The organism is Calothrix sp. NIES-2098 (assembly GCF_963875125.1).
GTDB lineage: Bacteria > Cyanobacteriota > Cyanobacteriia > Cyanobacteriales > Nostocaceae > Aulosira.
Window position 1 is genome coordinate 2,773,489 of record NZ_CAWNKJ010000001.1, and the last position, 14,714, is coordinate 2,788,202.

Here is a 14,714-nt window from a genome sequence, read left to right on the forward strand (position 1 = left end):
ATCAATAAATCCCACTCCAGGATTTTAAGATAGGTAACACAAAGGTGATGGGCGCTTGTTCTTCGACTGTGATTCTGACAGAAGTGGTAGTTCCGGGAGACATTTTCATTTGTGGCCCGGTGGAAGATGACCACTGATAGCCGCTAAAGGTAGATGCATCTGGCTGGAGTTCTGCTAAAACTTGGATTTGTGGTTCTGAACTTACCAGACTGCCAACAAGATCGGGATTCCCAACTAAACTGGCTGCGGCTTCTTTAGTCACGGGGAAGGGTGAAACATTGGTAATAGTTCCGACAATACCACCAAATCGTTCCCGCTTGACTGTAGTTGGAGTGATTTGTAACTTCATGCCTTTTTGTACTTTTTTACCTTCACTCACTGGTAAAAATGTTACGCCTAACAACTTGGCGGAGGATTCTTGCGCTTCGATAGCACCGATGCGGCTGCCGGGAGGAAGCAGTTGTCCGGAAGTTATAGTTAATTCTAAAATGCGTCCAGTGCGATCGCTCTTGATCTCGCTACTACCTGTTAATTTTCTTTGCAATTCCGCAATTCCCCGTTTCAAATCCTGAATTTGATTTGTCCGGTTAATGGTATTTTGAAAATTTTGTTCGCTGAGAGTTTTTTCCTTAGCATCCAGTTGTTTTAACTGAGTTTGGATATCGGTAATTTGGCTGAGGTTCTCGCGGTAAGATTTTTCGGCTTGAACTTGGTTAATATCGAGTTGTTTTAATTGGCTTTCGATATTGGCAATTTTCGCAATGCTATCGAGATAAGTTTGTTGTGCTTCTAATACTTGGTCGGCGGAAATTGCACCTTCAGCTTTTAGAGCTTTGCGGCGTTCTAGTCTATCTCTGAGGGTAGGAGCTAAAGCTTTGGCTTCTTGCCAGCGTTCCTGTAAGTTAGTTCTTTGCTGGGCGATCGCGCCGAGGTCTTTATCGCGGATAATCGGACTTAAGGATTGACTTTCACTTAGCCGTTGTTGTAAACCTGAACGTTGTTGGGCGATCGCTTTAAGTTCCAAGTCACTACGCTGACCTTGAAGTGAATTAGCGTTGAGGTCTTGGGCTTCCAATTCTGCCAGTTTAGCTTGCTGCTGAAGCAGTTGCTTGTGTAAGTCGTCTTGGTCGATGGTGGCAATAACTTGTCCTTGCTTCACAAAATCGCCAACACGCACATTGACATTCTTTAACTTCCCTTCCACTGCCGGAAACTGCAAAGGTACAACTTTGCTAGGATAAACAAGCACGCCCCTGCCTTCTACAGTAATGGGAATCCGACCCAAAACACTCCAGGCCAGCCCAGCTGCAACTAAAGTCCCTAAAGCCGCCAAAGGTAGCCAACTCATTGGACTTACTACTTGCATGATTTGGTCTAAACGTTCTGGAGAAGAGGAACGTTCTAGCGCTTGTTTCCGAAATAAGTTGTTTCTTTGAGTCACCATTTAATACCTTCCTAATTTATCCAAAATCTGCATGGGATGTAAGGGAACTCCATGCAGTGCTGCGAAGTCAAATACTTGTTTTAAATACAAACCGGAATATTAATTTCCCAGAAATGAAACAAAACTTTAATGAAATCGTCTACATTGCGGCGAGTCATTTAAGTAGGGTGAGGTGGGTAATGTCCTCGGCTAAACGAATAAAGCCCAGCGACCTGGGCTAAAATCCAATACGGTTCAGCGATATGTGGTAGGGGCACGGCACCGATAGGAATTATGTGATGTACCGAAAGATTATGGATGCCGTGCCCTTACTTTGTTTGTCTAGCCTCATCCTTTTAAGTGTTGGATTTTAACTCCGCCGAATTCTTTTCAGCATCCAATCAAATCTGGCTCCAGCCAACGCCACTTGGGCTAAAAAATCAGAACTCAGTTCGTTTTCATATTCCTGGCTGTCATCCAAAGATTTATCCTTGCTGTAACTGAGTCTGCCATAACCCAGGCTACTAACGATCGCGCGTTGTTTATCTGCTAGCAAGACTGCAAGTACTCGGTAAAAACGTGCCGCAAACGGTAAATCGTGTAAAAGTTTTGCCGCAAGTCGCCATTGCGGAATCGATAATACCCAAGAATCTTCTAAAGCTTTCACAGAAAATGAAGGCGGCGGTGCTTCTATAAAAGGCGTTTCGCCCACAATGTCGCCGCGCGATAATCTCGCAAACTCTCGTTCGGGAGATTCGCCACCTTCTAAACTAGAAAAAGCCCTAGCTAAAGGATTGCGATCGTCTTCGGAAGCTGAAAGTGTTAATTTCCCTTCTAATAAAATATGTAGCGCCTCGACCGGTCTACCCGCCTGAATGAGTACAGTTCCCGCAGGAACTTTGCTCACTGTCCCGGCGACAACTAACCAATCAATATCACTATCGCGTAATTCTGCAAAGATAAATAAAATTTCTCTAAGTTGCGGCTGGCTGAGAACAAGCGTGCTATGACCTAGCTGACTGACGATTTGTTCTAGCCTGTCGGATAAAAGAATCGCACTAGCGCGATAAAGATGCGCGGCGAAACTGATATCTTCTTTTAATTTTGTCGCCAACTGCTGTTGCGGAATTTCTAAGACAACTGACTTAGTAACCGCCTTCACAGTGGTAGAGGGTAGATAGGTATCGAGAAAAGGAATTTCTCCTACCATATCGCCACTCGATAATCTCGCAATCTCACGCCCTGTCATTTCTCCACCTTCTAGGGCAGCAAACGCACGACCCAAAGGATTATTATCTGGCTGAGAAAGAGAAACTAATAATTCTCCATCCAATAAAATATATAGTGCATTTACAGGTTCGCCTTGGCGAATGAGAACTTTGCCTGGGGCAATTTCTTCTTTTGTACCTGTCGTCAGCATCCAGTCGATATCGCTATTACTCAGTTCCTTTAGCAGAACTTCTCTCATACATTTAACTCCCTGAGGGTGGTAAGGGCGGGAGGGTTTTAGTGGTGGTTGCAAGTATCCAAAATCAGAAATTGCAAGCTGAGTTGGTATGCTCTGTTCACCTTGATCCATCTTAATACTGGCTGAATCTTTTGCTGAAGGCAGGTATTCAAGGAACAGATTTTCCAGTCCCCAAAAATCCGATAATAGTTGAATTGCTGTGATTTGCTCAAGTGTTAAGTTATATACTTAACGTAATTAAATGTAACGCAGTCGTAATCTTATTAACAGACTTGATAACTGAATCGGTAGGCGTTTGAGAGACAAACTTCACATCTTCTTGAGAATAAGAGCTAGAAATCGAAACATCTTTACCACCAGCAATAGCATTTAACTCTTCCTCACGTAACTCAACAAATTTTTTAAAACTAATAAATTCTTCTGACATGATGGACTCCTAGTTTTTTTATTTGAAAATGAAACTGAAATTTTCAAAACATTAGTTAGATGAATAAATCTCTCTGCTTTTAGAGAATCTGACCCAATTGTTCGGGTGTAGCATCCACAATTAAGGCTTGAATAGCAAAACTTCTGATATCTCGCGTAGCGATTAAAGAATTCGTAGAATTGCCGTTACGACCAGATTGAGTATTTTGAATAAATAGGCGATCGCTTTGCTCGAAAGATGCCACAGAAAATGAGAAAATAAAACCACCTGCAACCATATCTAGTTCTTCATCGGCTAATTCGATAGCGCCTTGATTTTCATTTGACATAACTCACTCCTTACTATATATCTTGATTTTTTTAATAAAAGCAGTTAGTTATTGAGGTATTGTAAACTTATTATTCTTTTCATTTTCCATCCATTGGTTAGTACCAACCTGAAGTATAGGATGTTTCATTTTTGTAAAATCGCTCAAAATATCATCTCCCGGAAACTGACTAACACTAGGCAGTAAATCTACACCACCTGCAACTACATCTAGTTCTTGCTCAGATAATTCAGTATAGACTTGATTTTTAGCTAACATATTTTTCCTATTTATATAGTGATTTTGTGTAGTAAAAGCAGAGGTTTAATCTGCGGATAAATTTATCTAGTAGCTTAAACTCTGCTATTTCATTAGTCATTGAGGTATTACAATGCTACTACTTGCTCATCAATTGGAGGAAGAGAACTAGGAAGAGGTACATCCCAAGAAGGTAGATATGGTATATCTTTGAAGTACTGAGAAAAATCAATTGTAGGTAACTGAGGGACATCAATCGATCCGCCTACACCACCCACAACTACATTTAGTTCTTGGTCAGACAATTCCATAGACTCTTGATTTTCGATTAACATAATTAACTCCTATATTTGTGAGATTTTACTTAATTAAAGCAGAGGTTATTAATGATTAAGTTGTTTTTGTTTATGACCTCTGCACTCAGGTTAGCCAGCTAATATTATCTAGGCAGTAACTGTTTTTTGATTGGAAAGACTGCTGATATTCAGAATTGCAATATTTGAAGCACTAAAGGCACCATCAGGTCCAGCATGGCTTACTTGCTGAAAAAGATTTTGTTTTTGAGTAAATTGGTTCAAATTGTCTTGAGCTATTACGCTTAAACCCCCAGCAATTACATCCAATTCATCTTCGGAAAGTTCAATAGATTTATTGATTTCGTTAGACATGATTTTTACCTCTTTTATGTATGATTTTCTTTGTGGTTTACTAGTTGAATAACAGCAGAGGTTGGTCGCTCATGTAATTGAATTGATGCTCACCTCTGCAATTAATTTATTTAGCCGATGAATGTTTGTTGGAAAGAAAGAGATTTGGTGTCGAGAGTGGCAATATTGGAAGCACTATTAGCACCACCAGGACCAGCGGAACTCACTTGCTGAAGCACCTTTTGGTTTTGGTCGAAAGTGTTTAAGTTGGTTTGGAAAATTGAATTTACACCATCCACAACTAAACCCCCAGCGACTACATCCAATTCATCTTCGGAAAGTTCAATAGCTTTGTTGATTTCAGCAGACATGATTTTTACCTCTTTATGTATGATTTTCTTTGTGATTTACTAGTTGAATAACAGCAGAGGTTGGTCGCTCATGTAATTGAATTGATGCTCACCTCTGCAATTAATTTAGCCGATGAATGTTTGTTGGAAAGAAAGAGATTTGGTGTCGAGAGTCGCAATATTAGAAGCGCTATTAGCACCACCAGGACCAGCAGAACTCGCTTGCTGTAGCACCTTTTGGTTTTGGTCGAACGTGTTTAAGTTGGTTTGGAAAATTGAATTTACACCATCCACAACTAAACCACCAGCAACTACATCCAATTCATCTTCGGAAAGTTCAATAGCTTTGTTGATTTCAGCAGACATGATTTTTACCTCTTTTATGTATGATTTTCTTTGTGTGATTTACTAGTTGAATAACAGCAGAGGTTTTTTACCTGATTGATTGTTGGTCGCCTCTGTTTTGTTTGCTTCAACTGTATTCATAGTAGGATGACTCCCAGGAATAAACATCTGAAAAACGTCTTGACTCTTACCTCTGCAATCTAGCTAACCGATCTCAGACTTTCGTTGATACTCTAGGTATATCTCTCTAATACTTTCGTCATTCAGACGCTGACAGTCGGCTCGCTGATTATCGACCAAATACCAGACTCCAAGGTTAGTCTGCACAAGCATTCCCGTATTACAGATGCAGCTAGCAAACAGTTGAATCACACCAACTCAGTGCATTTTGATGATTGACTTCAAGTGGCGATCGCAAATTGTAGATCCCATTTCTGCTTGACCAGGAATTACTTGCATCACATAGCAATCCTCTAGGCTGGTGCTCTAGTCATATGATGTCCGGCAAATTACTTATGATACGTCATTGCGAGTGAAACGCAGTGGAACGACGCAATCGCAGGGTTTTTGAGATTGCTACTCTGCGAGAAGCCGCTCCGCGTCTACCCTCCGGTCGCAATGACGGCCGTTTGAACGGACATGATATCAATTAGCAATATTATGATTAACTTAGTACCGCTGCACGGAAGTCAAAAGTAAAAATAAATACAGTGTAAGGTGAGCGTTTCATTGGTTTAGAATACGTGCTGTACTAGACGCACACAAATAAAGTCATTGCGAATCAAACTTCCACAATGACTTTGTGTAATTAATTACGATCCATTACTTAAATTTTTAAGAATGGCCCCTGCCAAAAACTTGAAGCGACCTGGCATTATTTAGCCGTTTATTTCAGTGTATATTTCACAGAATTGTCACTTCCAGGAGAATCATCAAATGTTACTTTGAGACCTGTCCGTTGAACTAACAAGTTTTGCGGCCCGTCCGACGTGTTAGGTAGATTAAAAGGTTTCTCTAGTTCTTGAAGAAGTAGCGTACTAAAATCTTGACCACCTGCGATCGCATCTAATTCATTCTCAGCTAACTCTAGAGGCTGATTAATTTTCTTCGTTTCTTCTGACATCATTTTCTCCAGTATATGTAAGATTATCTATGAGATAACAGTAGGTATCTATAAATCCATCAAATTTAGTTGCAAGAATAACCTCTGCAATTAATTTAGCCGATGAATGTTTGTTGGAAAGAAAAAGAACTGGTGTGAAGAGTGGCAACATTGGAAGCACTATTAGCACCACCAGGACCCGCAGAACTCACTTGCTGAAGCACCTTTTGGTCTTGGTCGAAACTGTTGGCGTTGGTTTGGAAAATTGTATTCACGCCATCAATCACTAAACCGTTACCACCAGCGACTACATCCAATTCATCTTCGGAAAGTTCAATAGCTTTGTTGATTTCAGCAGACATGATTTTTACCTCTTTATGTATGATTTTTTGTGTGATTTACTAGTTGAATAACAGCAGAGGTTAGTCACTTAGTGTAATTGAATTAATGCTCACCTCTGCAATTAATTTATTTAGCCGATGAATGTTTGTTGGAAAGAAAGAGATTTGGTGTCGAGAGTCGCAATATTGGAAGCACTATTAGCACCACCGGGACCCGCAGAACTCACTTGCTGAAGCACCTTTTGGTTTTGGTCAAAAGTGTTTAAGTTGGTTTGGAAAATTGAATTTACACCATCCACAACTAAACCACCAGCGACTACATCCAATTCATCTTCGGAAAGTTCAATAGCTTTGTTGATTTCAGCAGACATGATTTTTACCTCTTTTATGTGTGGTTTACTAGTTGAATAACAGCAGAGGTTAGTCACTTAGTGTAATTGAATTGATGCTCACCTCTGCAATTAATTTATTTAGCCGATGAATGTTTGTTGGAAAGAAAGAGATTTGGTGTCGAGAGTGGCAATATTAGAAGCGCTATTCGCACCACCAGGACCCGCAGAACTCACTTGCTGAAGCACCTTTTGGTTTTGGTCGAAAGTGTTTAAGTTGGTTTGGAAAATTGAATTTACACCATCCACAACTAAACCCCCAGCGACTACATCTAATTCATCTTCGGAAAGTTCAATAGCTTTGTTGATTTCGTCAGACATGATTTTTACCTCTTTTATGTATGATTTTTTGTGTGATTTGCTAGTTGAATAACAGCAGAGGTTTTTTACCTGATTGATTTTTGGTCGCCTCTGCAATTAATTTATTTAGCCGATGAATGTTTGTTGGAAAGAAAGAGATTTGGTGTCGAGAGTCGGCAATATTAGAAGCGCTATTCGCACCACCAGGACCCGCAGAACTCACTTGCTGAAGCACCTTTTGGTTTTGGTCGAAAGTGTTTAAGTTGGTTTGGAAAATTGAATTTACACCATCCACAACTAAACCCCCAGCGACTACATCTAATTCATCTTCGGAAAGTTCAATAGCTTTGTTGATTTCGTCAGACATGATTTTTACCTCTTTTATGTATGATTTTTTGTGTGATTTGCTAGTTGAATAACAGCAGAGGTTTTTTACCTGATTGATTTTTGGTCGCCTCTGCAATTAATTTATTTAGCCGATGAATGTTTGTTGGAAAGAAAAAGAACTGGTGTGGAGAGTTGCAGCATTGGAAGCACTATTAGCACCACCAGGACCAGCAGAACTCACTTGCTGAAGTACCTTTTGGTCTTGGTCGAAACTGTTGGCGTTGGTTTGGAAAATTTTATTCACGCCATCCACAACTAAACCACCAGCGACTACATCCAATTCATCTTCGGAAAGTTCAATAGCTTTGTTGATTTCAGCAGACATGATTTTTACCTCTTTTATGTATGATTTTTTGTGTGATTTACTAGTTGAATAACAGCAGAGGTTTTTTACCTGATTGATTGTTGGTCGCCGCTGTTTTGTTTGTTTCAACTGTATTCATAGTAGGATGACTCCCAGGAATAAACATCTGAAAAACGTCTTGACTCTTACCTCTGCAATCTAGCTAACTGCTCTCAGACTTTCGTTGATACTCTAGGTATATCTCTCTAAGACTTTCGTCATCCAGACTCTGACAGTCGGCTCGCTGATTATCGACCAAATACCAGACTCCAAGGTTAGTCTGCACAAGCATTCCCGTATTACAGATGCAGCTAGCAAACACTTGAATAACGCCAACTCATTGCATTTTGATGATTGGCTTCAAGTGGCGATCGCCAATTGTAGATCCCATTTCTGCTTGACCAGGAATTACTGGCATCACATAGCAATCCTCTAGGCTGGTGCTATAGTCAATTAGCAATATTATGATTAACTTAGATTTTGACTGAATTAGCTCATCTGCTTTGTGCAGTGAAATCATAAGTACACCAGCAGACCAGACCGGAGAAATCGCCCTTGGCGTTCCCGTTCGCCGTCAGGCGTTCTCGTAGAGTAGGGTACGAAGTGAAGCAATCGCAGAATCTTTGTGATTGCTTCGTTCCACTTCGTTGCACTCGCAATGACATATTAAGGGTAATTTACCGGACATCATATAACTAGATGCACAAAAATATTAAAGTCATTGCGAATCCAACTTCCGCAATGACTTTGTGTAATTAATTATGATCCATTACTTAAATTTTTAAGAATGACCTCTGCAATTAATTTAGCCGATGAATGTTTGTTGGAAAGAAAAAGAACTGGTGTGGAGAGTGGCAACATTGGAAGCACTATTAGCACCACCAGGACCCGCAGAACTCACTTGCTGAAGCACCTTTTGGTCTTGGTCGAAACTGTTGGCGTTGGTTTGGAAAATTGAATTTACACCATCCACAACTAAACCCCCAGCGACTACATCCAATTCATCTTCGGAAAGTTCAATAGCTTTGTTGATTTCAGGAGACATGATTTTTACCTCTTTATGTATGATTTTTTGTGTGGTTTACTAGTTGAATAACAGCAGAGGTTGGTCGCTCATGTAATTGAATTGATGCTCACCTCTGCAATTAATTTATTTAGCCAATGAATGTTTGTTGGAAAGAAAGAGATTTGGTATCGAGAGTGGCAATATTGGAAGCGCTGTTAGCACCACCAGGACCAGCGGAACTCACTTGCTGAAGCACCTTTTGGTTTTGGTCGAAAGTGTTTAAGTTGGTTTGGAAAATTGAATTTACACCATCCACAACTAAACCCCCAGCGACTACATCTAATTCATCTTCGGACAGTTCAATAGCTTTTTTGATTTCAGCAGACATGATTTTTACCTCTTTTATGTATGATTTTTCTTTGTGATTTACTAGTTGAATAACAGCAGAGGTTTTTTACCTGATTGATTTTTGGTCGCCTCTGCAATTAATTTATTTAGCCGATGAATGTTTGTTGGAAAGGCAATATTGGAAGCACTATTAGCACCACCAGGACCCGCAGAACTCACTTGTTGAAGTACCTTTTGATTTTGGTCGAAAGTGTTTAAGTTGGTTTGGAAAATTGAATTTACACCATCCACAACTAAACCCCCAGCGACTACATCTAATTCATCTTCAGAAAGTTCAATAGCTTTGTTGATTTCAGCAGACATGATTTTTACCTCTTTTTGTATGATTTTCTTTGTGTTTTACTAGTTGAATAACAGCAGAGGTTTTTTACCTGATTGATTTTTGGTCGCCTCTGCAATTAATTTATTTAGCCGATGAATGTTTGTTGGAAAGGGCAATATTAGAAGCACTATTAGCACCACCAGGACCCGCAGAACTCGCTTGTTGAAGTACCTTTTGATTTTGGTCGAAAGTGTTTAAGTTGGTTTGGAAAATTGAATTTACACCATCCACAACTAAACCCCCAGCGACTACATCTAATTCATCTTCAGAAAGTTCAATAGCTTTGTTGATTTCAGCAGACATGATTTTTACCTCTTTTTGTATGATTTTCTTTGTGTTTTACTAGTTGAATAACAGCAGAGGTTTTTTACCTGATTGATTTTTGGTCGCCTCTGCAATTAATTAATTTAGCCGATGAATGTTTGTTGAAAAGAAAAAGAACTGGTGTGAAGAGTGGCAACATTTGAAGCACTATTAGCACCACCAGGACCAGCAGAACTCACTTGCTGAAGTACCTTTTGGTCTTGGTCAAAACTGTTGGCGTTGGTTTGGAAAATTGTATTCACGCCATCAATCACTAAACCGTTACCACCAGCGACTACATCCAATTCATCTTCAGAAAGTTCAATAGCTTTGTTGATTTCAGCAGACATGATTTTTACCTCTTTTATGTATGATTTTTTGTGTGATTTACTAGTTGAATAACAGCAGAGGTTTTTTACCTGATTGATTGTTGGTCGCCGCTGTTTTGTTTGTTTCAACTGTATTCATAGTAGGATGACTCCCAGGAATAAACATCTGAAAAACGTCTTGACTCTTACCTCTGCAATCTAGCTAACCGATCTCAGACTTTCGTTGATACTCTAGGTATATCTCTCTAAGACTTTCGTCATCCAGACTCTGACAGTGCGCCTGCTGCTTAGACGCTGAAATCATCCACAGTAGAGGCATAGAAGCAAATGAGTGCCACTTCAGAAATTATTGATGTTGCCGTTGAAGATAATACTTTAAGGTGCATTAAAAACCGCAAAGGGTGACAACTGCCTTTAAAACGCTCTTTTATCTAACTCTTTAGTGTTTCTGAGGTGTCAATGATGATTCGCGTATTACTCGTAGAAGACCAGGCTCTCATCCGAGACGGAATTAAAGTAATGCTCAATTTGGAGTCAGACTTGCAAGTAGTCGGTACTGCTGATAATGGTGCTACAGCTATTGAGCAAGCTACTGTTTTGCAACCCGATCTGATTTTAATGGATATTCAGATGCCTGTAATGGATGGCAAAGCTGCTACACGCATTATCTGTGAACAGTTTCCCAATATTAAGGTATTAGTCTTAACGACGTTTGATGACGACCAAAATATTGCCGAAGCAATGAAAGCAGGAGCTAAGGGTTATCTACTAAAAGATATGCCATCTGAGGAATTGGCACAGGCGATTCGGTTTGTATATAAAGGTTATACCCACATGGGGCCCGGACTATTAGAAAAGATACTTGCGAACGTACCAACTCCAACATCAGCTAACAAAGAGAAAACACCACAGCAGAATTTGAGTAGTCTGACTAATCGAGAACAAGATGTTTTGCGCTTAATTGGTATGGGTGCAACTAATCGGGAAATTGCTGAGAAACTTTATATTTCTGAAGGTACAGTTAAAACCCACGTCACCCACCTATTTAATCGGTTGAATCTGAAAAACCGATCGCAACTGGCAATTTATGCTAATTCTATCTTTTCGGAATAATATCCATATATAGTATAGCCAGGGCGATCGCTACCATCATGTTTTTTGCCTGAGTCTAGCGTCAACCGGTAGGTGTTTAAAAACAAGAGTCAATTTTTGCACCCCAAAACCTTGCTCCTGTTGGCTTGCAACCCTTTTTTACTTCTTTGAAGGTTGACGCAAATTATTGTTTGCTATACATAAATTATTCGTAAGTCCACAATCTGATTGTGTCTCTACTGTGTTCTGCCTTTCTGAGTGGAATGCGGTACATTAAAAAATTGAGATTTGAACTTGGCAACTAATCTAAAATCTATTAATGCTATACAGAAGATTTGGACGTACAGAATTACAAATGCCGGTGTTTTCCTGCGGCGGTATGAGATACCAGTTCAAATGGCAGGATGTTTCTCTGGGGGAGATTCCCAAAGATAACCAGAAAAATCTTGAAGCAACTATTCGACGAGCAATTGAATTAGGTATTAATCATATTGAGACGGCTCGTGGTTACGGAACATCGGAAATGCAATTGGGCCAAATCTTACCCAAATTTCCCCGTGAAAAGTTGATTGTTCAGACTAAAGTTGGCCCGGTAGCAGATGCTAAAGAATTTCGCCAGACATTTGAGCGATCGCTCAAATATCTCCAGCTAGATTATGTTGATTTACTGGGGTTGCATGGTATCAACCATACTGAGTCTTTAGATTACAGTATCCGTCCTGGTGGCTGTTTAGAAGTAGCACAGCAGTTACAAGCTGAGGGTAAAGTCAGATTTATCGGTTTCTCCACCCACGGAGCTACCGATCTAATTGTGCAAGCAATTAATACCAACCAATTTGATTATGTTAACTTGCATTGGTACTACATTAATCAATGGAATTGGGCTGCGATTGAAGCCGCCACACGCCACGATATGGGAGTATTTATCATTAGCCCATCGAATAAAGGCGGGATGCTGTACGAACCACCACAAAAATTAGTCGATTTGTGTGCGCCATTGAGTCCAATGGTGTTTAACGATTTATTTTGCCTCAGTCATCCCCAGGTGCATACCTTAAGTTTGGGAGCAGCTAAACCGCAAGATTTTGACGAACACATCAAAACTTTAGACTTGCTAGATCGCGCAGACGAGATTTTACCGCCAATTTTGGCACGGTTAGAAGCAGAAGCGATCGCTACTTTGGGAGAAGACTGGGTGAAAACCTGGCAAGTTAATTTACCTAGCTTTGAACAAACACCAGGCGAAGTGAATATGCGGGTGATTTTGTGGCTGTGGAATTTAGCGATCGCCTACGACATGATAGACTACGCCAAAATGCGCTACAACCTCCTAGGTAATGCCGATCATTGGTTTCCTGGCAACAAAGCCGACCGTATCAACGAACTAGACTTGCGCCCCTGTCTTGCGCACAGTCCTCATGCAAATAAAATCCCCCAAATTCTGACACAAGCACATCAGCTGTTGGGGGGTGAGGAGGTTAAACGGTTATCTCAGAGTTAGATGGAAGAGAGGGTGGGGAGACAAGGGAGTGTGGGGAGGGTGGGGAGTGTGGGGAGACAAGGGAGAAATAACCAATGCCCCATGCCCCATGCCCAATGTCCAATACCTAAGACTCCTCGGTATCTGTAGATTTATTGCCTTTCGGTACTACTAGTACTTTATCAACCCGGTTGCCATCCATATCCATCACCTCAAAACGCATACCCTGCCATTCAAAGTGATCGGCTGCGGCGGGGATGCGGCCTAAATGAGTGATGACAAACCCGCCTAAGGTTTGATAGCTACCTCGCTCTTCAGATTCCCACTCTTCCATACCAAAGATTTCTAAAAATTCGTCTACAGGTAACATTCCATCTAGCAGCCAAGAACCATCTTCTCGTTGCACGGCTTGCGGTTCGTCTTGTCCGGGGCCAGCCGGAACATCACCAACAATTTCACTCATAATATCGTTGAGAGTTACTAATCCTTGAATTACACCGTATTCATCAACCACCAACGCCATGTGGGTAACGGTTTGCTTAAATAACTCTAAAACTTTTAAGCCACGGGTACTTTCTGGGACAAATACAGGTTGTCGCAAGCCCACGGTTAAATCTAAGGGTTCACATTTAAAACTTCTAGCTAATAAGTCTGTCACCGGGATCACACCCAGCACATTATCTAGTCCTTCTTGACAAACTGGATACCGGGAATAGGCACTTTCAACCATTTTCTGGCGATTTTCTTCTGGGGTATCGTCCAAGTCCAGCCAGACAATATCGGGGCGCGGTGTCATAAAAGCGCTGACAGGGCGATCGCCTAGGCGAAATACTCGCTCTACCATATCCTGTTCGGCTTCCTCAAAGGTTCCCGCCTCAGTGCCTTGCTCAATTAAAATTTTAATTTCTTCTTCTGTGACTTGCGGCTCGGTAGAGGCTCTAATCCCCAATACCCGCAATACTAATTCTGTAGAAGCACTTAAAAGATAAACTGCTGGAGAAGCGATCGCAGCTAAAGCTCGCATCGGGATCGCAACAAATGCCGCAATGGCTTCTGGATTGTTTAATGCTAACCGCTTTGGTACTAATTCACCCACAACCAGCGAAAAATAAGTGATAATCAAAACCACTAACCCAAAGGAAAGCGGTTGACTGTAAGGTGCTAAAAATGGGATTAACCTGACGTACACTGCGAATTTTTCAGCAATAGTCGCTCCACCAAAAGCACCAGTTAAAATCCCAATCAGGGTAATGCCAATCTGAATAGTAGAGAAAAATTGATTGGGAGACTCGGCAAGTTTCAATGCTGCCCGTGCTTTAACGTCTCCTTGATTAGCCATCTGTTGTAATCTTACTTTCCGCGCCGAGACAATCGCCATCTCGGACATAGCAAACACACCATTGGCAATAATTAGCACCAGAATGATAAAAATTTCAAAAGTCATGGAGGACATGTTTTAGTATTGCCGCTGTCAAGAGCGAACTTAGCTTAATTCTTAGTATCTAGTATTAAAGGTGCATCCATAAACGCTTTAATTGTACATAAACTCCTAGAGATCGTTCTTCATTCTATATAGGGACATGGGGTATTTGTCATTGGTCATTGGTCATTTTTTCTTACTCTCCCTGCACCTCTACCTCATCCCCATTCCGGAAATTCTTCGGACAAGAGAATCAGGGGGCTGTTA

24 protein-coding genes are annotated in these 14,714 nt (G+C 40.8%); 2 read left to right on the forward strand and 22 right to left on the reverse strand.

Annotation, left to right across the window (positions count from 1 at the left end; translation table 11 throughout):
- Position 1: 1 nt before the first annotated feature.
- The 21 genes from AACU33_RS11590 to AACU33_RS11690 all read right to left on the reverse strand — a co-directional run bounded on the left by AACU33_RS11590 (position 2) and on the right by AACU33_RS11690 (position 10,476).
- Positions 2 to 1,444 (reverse strand): NHLP bacteriocin system secretion protein, encoded by a 1,443-nt coding sequence (locus AACU33_RS11590; protein WP_096588648.1) that lies wholly within the window; start codon positions 1,442 to 1,444, stop codon positions 2 to 4.
- Between the two features lie 349 nt (positions 1,445 to 1,793).
- Positions 1,794 to 2,891, reverse strand: coding sequence for a cyclic nucleotide-binding domain-containing protein (locus tag AACU33_RS11595; RefSeq protein WP_096595222.1), 1,098 nt, complete (start codon positions 2,889 to 2,891; stop codon positions 1,794 to 1,796).
- A 220-nt stretch (positions 2,892 to 3,111) separates the two neighbouring features.
- Positions 3,112 to 3,318 (reverse strand): hypothetical protein, encoded by a 207-nt coding sequence (locus AACU33_RS11600; RefSeq protein ID WP_096588649.1) that lies wholly within the window; start codon positions 3,316 to 3,318, stop codon positions 3,112 to 3,114.
- Between the two features lie 79 nt (positions 3,319 to 3,397).
- Positions 3,398 to 3,646 carry a CTB family bacteriocin gene (locus tag AACU33_RS11605; protein WP_096588650.1) on the reverse strand — a complete coding sequence of 83 codons (249 nt, stop codon included), beginning with the start codon at positions 3,644 to 3,646 and terminating at the stop codon, positions 3,398 to 3,400.
- A 48-nt stretch (positions 3,647 to 3,694) separates the two neighbouring features.
- Positions 3,695 to 3,904 (reverse strand): hypothetical protein, encoded by a 210-nt coding sequence (locus AACU33_RS11610; RefSeq protein ID WP_096588651.1) that lies wholly within the window; start codon positions 3,902 to 3,904, stop codon positions 3,695 to 3,697.
- Positions 3,905 to 4,011: 107 nt separating this feature from the next.
- The gene (locus AACU33_RS11615) at positions 4,012 to 4,218 is read right to left on the reverse strand and encodes a hypothetical protein (protein ID WP_096588652.1); all 207 of its coding nucleotides are present in this window, start codon (positions 4,216 to 4,218) and stop codon (positions 4,012 to 4,014) included.
- A 108-nt stretch (positions 4,219 to 4,326) separates the two neighbouring features.
- Positions 4,327 to 4,551, reverse strand: coding sequence for a CTB family bacteriocin (locus AACU33_RS11620; RefSeq protein ID WP_096588653.1), 225 nt, complete (start codon positions 4,549 to 4,551; stop codon positions 4,327 to 4,329).
- A gap of 110 nt (positions 4,552 to 4,661) precedes the next feature.
- The gene (locus AACU33_RS11625; protein WP_096588654.1) at positions 4,662 to 4,901 is read right to left on the reverse strand and encodes a CTB family bacteriocin; all 240 of its coding nucleotides are present in this window, start codon (positions 4,899 to 4,901) and stop codon (positions 4,662 to 4,664) included.
- A gap of 105 nt (positions 4,902 to 5,006) precedes the next feature.
- A complete protein-coding gene (locus AACU33_RS11630) occupies positions 5,007 to 5,246 on the reverse strand; it encodes a CTB family bacteriocin (RefSeq protein WP_096588655.1) in 240 nt (79 codons plus the stop codon).
- 865 nt (positions 5,247 to 6,111) lie between these two features.
- A complete protein-coding gene (locus tag AACU33_RS11635; protein WP_339375934.1) occupies positions 6,112 to 6,351 on the reverse strand; it encodes a hypothetical protein in 240 nt (79 codons plus the stop codon).
- Positions 6,352 to 6,443: 92 nt separating this feature from the next.
- Positions 6,444 to 6,689 (reverse strand): CTB family bacteriocin, encoded by a 246-nt coding sequence (locus tag AACU33_RS11640; RefSeq protein WP_096588657.1) that lies wholly within the window; start codon positions 6,687 to 6,689, stop codon positions 6,444 to 6,446.
- Between the two features lie 110 nt (positions 6,690 to 6,799).
- On the reverse strand, positions 6,800 to 7,039 hold the full coding sequence (locus AACU33_RS11645; protein WP_096588654.1) for a CTB family bacteriocin: 240 nt from the start codon (positions 7,037 to 7,039) through the stop codon (positions 6,800 to 6,802).
- A gap of 99 nt (positions 7,040 to 7,138) precedes the next feature.
- Positions 7,139 to 7,378: a CTB family bacteriocin gene (locus AACU33_RS11650; protein WP_096588658.1), complete on the reverse strand. Its 240-nt coding sequence runs from the start codon at positions 7,376 to 7,378 to the stop codon at positions 7,139 to 7,141.
- A 40-nt stretch (positions 7,379 to 7,418) separates the two neighbouring features.
- Complete coding sequence (locus AACU33_RS11655; protein ID WP_096588659.1) at positions 7,419 to 7,724, reverse strand: CTB family bacteriocin; 306 nt, start codon at positions 7,722 to 7,724, stop codon at positions 7,419 to 7,421.
- Positions 7,725 to 7,829: 105 nt separating this feature from the next.
- Positions 7,830 to 8,069, reverse strand: a complete 240-nt coding sequence (locus AACU33_RS11660) for a CTB family bacteriocin (protein ID WP_096588660.1) — start codon at positions 8,067 to 8,069, stop codon at positions 7,830 to 7,832.
- Positions 8,070 to 8,424: 355 nt separating this feature from the next.
- Complete coding sequence (locus AACU33_RS11665) at positions 8,425 to 8,607, reverse strand: hypothetical protein (RefSeq protein ID WP_096588661.1); 183 nt, start codon at positions 8,605 to 8,607, stop codon at positions 8,425 to 8,427.
- Positions 8,608 to 8,892: 285 nt separating this feature from the next.
- Complete coding sequence (locus AACU33_RS11670; RefSeq protein ID WP_096588662.1) at positions 8,893 to 9,132, reverse strand: CTB family bacteriocin; 240 nt, start codon at positions 9,130 to 9,132, stop codon at positions 8,893 to 8,895.
- A gap of 109 nt (positions 9,133 to 9,241) precedes the next feature.
- Positions 9,242 to 9,481 carry a CTB family bacteriocin gene (locus AACU33_RS11675; RefSeq protein ID WP_096588663.1) on the reverse strand — a complete coding sequence of 80 codons (240 nt, stop codon included), beginning with the start codon at positions 9,479 to 9,481 and terminating at the stop codon, positions 9,242 to 9,244.
- Positions 9,482 to 9,522: 41 nt separating this feature from the next.
- Entirely contained in the window at positions 9,523 to 9,804 is a 282-nt protein-coding gene (locus AACU33_RS11680) for a CTB family bacteriocin (RefSeq protein ID WP_096588664.1), read from the reverse strand.
- 100 nt (positions 9,805 to 9,904) lie between these two features.
- Positions 9,905 to 10,126: a CTB family bacteriocin gene (locus AACU33_RS11685; RefSeq protein ID WP_096588665.1), complete on the reverse strand. Its 222-nt coding sequence runs from the start codon at positions 10,124 to 10,126 to the stop codon at positions 9,905 to 9,907.
- Between the two features lie 104 nt (positions 10,127 to 10,230).
- Complete coding sequence (locus AACU33_RS11690) at positions 10,231 to 10,476, reverse strand: CTB family bacteriocin (protein ID WP_096588657.1); 246 nt, start codon at positions 10,474 to 10,476, stop codon at positions 10,231 to 10,233.
- Between the two features lie 441 nt (positions 10,477 to 10,917).
- Here AACU33_RS11690 and AACU33_RS11695 point away from each other — a divergent pair, with 441 nt between their 5' ends.
- Both AACU33_RS11695 and AACU33_RS11700 read left to right on the forward strand, forming a co-directional pair.
- Entirely contained in the window at positions 10,918 to 11,568 is a 651-nt protein-coding gene (locus AACU33_RS11695) for a response regulator (protein ID WP_096588666.1), read from the forward strand.
- Positions 11,569 to 11,866: 298 nt separating this feature from the next.
- Positions 11,867 to 13,048, forward strand: coding sequence for an aldo/keto reductase (locus AACU33_RS11700; RefSeq protein WP_096588667.1), 1,182 nt, complete (start codon positions 11,867 to 11,869; stop codon positions 13,046 to 13,048).
- Positions 13,049 to 13,154: 106 nt separating this feature from the next.
- Here AACU33_RS11700 and AACU33_RS11705 read toward each other — a convergent pair whose 3' ends face one another.
- A complete protein-coding gene (locus tag AACU33_RS11705) occupies positions 13,155 to 14,480 on the reverse strand; it encodes a CNNM domain-containing protein (RefSeq protein ID WP_096588668.1) in 1,326 nt (441 codons plus the stop codon).
- Positions 14,481 to 14,714: the final 234 nt, after the last annotated feature.

What these genes read in the sequence shown, in the direction of transcription:
- AACU33_RS11590 (WP_096588648.1), bottom strand. Translation starts at nt 1,444, where the DNA reads ATGGTGACTCAAAGAAACAACTTATTTCGGAAACAAGCGCTAGAACGT.
- AACU33_RS11595 (WP_096595222.1), bottom strand. Translation starts at nt 2,891, where the DNA reads ATGAGAGAAGTTCTGCTAAAGGAACTGAGTAATAGCGATATCGACTGG.
- AACU33_RS11600 (WP_096588649.1), bottom strand. Translation starts at nt 3,318, where the DNA reads ATGTCAGAAGAATTTATTAGTTTTAAAAAATTTGTTGAGTTACGTGAG.
- AACU33_RS11605 (WP_096588650.1), bottom strand. Translation starts at nt 3,646, where the DNA reads ATGTCAAATGAAAATCAAGGCGCTATCGAATTAGCCGATGAAGAACTA.
- AACU33_RS11610 (WP_096588651.1), bottom strand. Translation starts at nt 3,904, where the DNA reads ATGTTAGCTAAAAATCAAGTCTATACTGAATTATCTGAGCAAGAACTA.
- AACU33_RS11615 (WP_096588652.1), bottom strand. Translation starts at nt 4,218, where the DNA reads ATGTTAATCGAAAATCAAGAGTCTATGGAATTGTCTGACCAAGAACTA.
- AACU33_RS11620 (WP_096588653.1), bottom strand. Translation starts at nt 4,551, where the DNA reads ATGTCTAACGAAATCAATAAATCTATTGAACTTTCCGAAGATGAATTG.
- AACU33_RS11625 (WP_096588654.1), bottom strand. Translation starts at nt 4,901, where the DNA reads ATGTCTGCTGAAATCAACAAAGCTATTGAACTTTCCGAAGATGAATTG.
- AACU33_RS11630 (WP_096588655.1), bottom strand. Translation starts at nt 5,246, where the DNA reads ATGTCTGCTGAAATCAACAAAGCTATTGAACTTTCCGAAGATGAATTG.
- AACU33_RS11635 (WP_339375934.1), bottom strand. Translation starts at nt 6,351, where the DNA reads ATGATGTCAGAAGAAACGAAGAAAATTAATCAGCCTCTAGAGTTAGCT.
- AACU33_RS11640 (WP_096588657.1), bottom strand. Translation starts at nt 6,689, where the DNA reads ATGTCTGCTGAAATCAACAAAGCTATTGAACTTTCCGAAGATGAATTG.
- AACU33_RS11645 (WP_096588654.1), bottom strand. Translation starts at nt 7,039, where the DNA reads ATGTCTGCTGAAATCAACAAAGCTATTGAACTTTCCGAAGATGAATTG.
- AACU33_RS11650 (WP_096588658.1), bottom strand. Translation starts at nt 7,378, where the DNA reads ATGTCTGACGAAATCAACAAAGCTATTGAACTTTCCGAAGATGAATTA.
- AACU33_RS11655 (WP_096588659.1), bottom strand. Translation starts at nt 7,724, where the DNA reads ATGTCTGACGAAATCAACAAAGCTATTGAACTTTCCGAAGATGAATTA.
- AACU33_RS11660 (WP_096588660.1), bottom strand. Translation starts at nt 8,069, where the DNA reads ATGTCTGCTGAAATCAACAAAGCTATTGAACTTTCCGAAGATGAATTG.
- AACU33_RS11665 (WP_096588661.1), bottom strand. Translation starts at nt 8,607, where the DNA reads ATGATTTCACTGCACAAAGCAGATGAGCTAATTCAGTCAAAATCTAAG.
- AACU33_RS11670 (WP_096588662.1), bottom strand. Translation starts at nt 9,132, where the DNA reads ATGTCTCCTGAAATCAACAAAGCTATTGAACTTTCCGAAGATGAATTG.
- AACU33_RS11675 (WP_096588663.1), bottom strand. Translation starts at nt 9,481, where the DNA reads ATGTCTGCTGAAATCAAAAAAGCTATTGAACTGTCCGAAGATGAATTA.
- AACU33_RS11680 (WP_096588664.1), bottom strand. Translation starts at nt 9,804, where the DNA reads ATGTCTGCTGAAATCAACAAAGCTATTGAACTTTCTGAAGATGAATTA.
- AACU33_RS11685 (WP_096588665.1), bottom strand. Translation starts at nt 10,126, where the DNA reads ATGTCTGCTGAAATCAACAAAGCTATTGAACTTTCTGAAGATGAATTA.
- AACU33_RS11690 (WP_096588657.1), bottom strand. Translation starts at nt 10,476, where the DNA reads ATGTCTGCTGAAATCAACAAAGCTATTGAACTTTCTGAAGATGAATTG.
- AACU33_RS11695 (WP_096588666.1), top strand. Translation starts at nt 10,918, where the DNA reads ATGATTCGCGTATTACTCGTAGAAGACCAGGCTCTCATCCGAGACGGA.
- AACU33_RS11700 (WP_096588667.1), top strand. Translation starts at nt 11,867, where the DNA reads ATGCTATACAGAAGATTTGGACGTACAGAATTACAAATGCCGGTGTTT.
- AACU33_RS11705 (WP_096588668.1), bottom strand. Translation starts at nt 14,480, where the DNA reads ATGTCCTCCATGACTTTTGAAATTTTTATCATTCTGGTGCTAATTATT.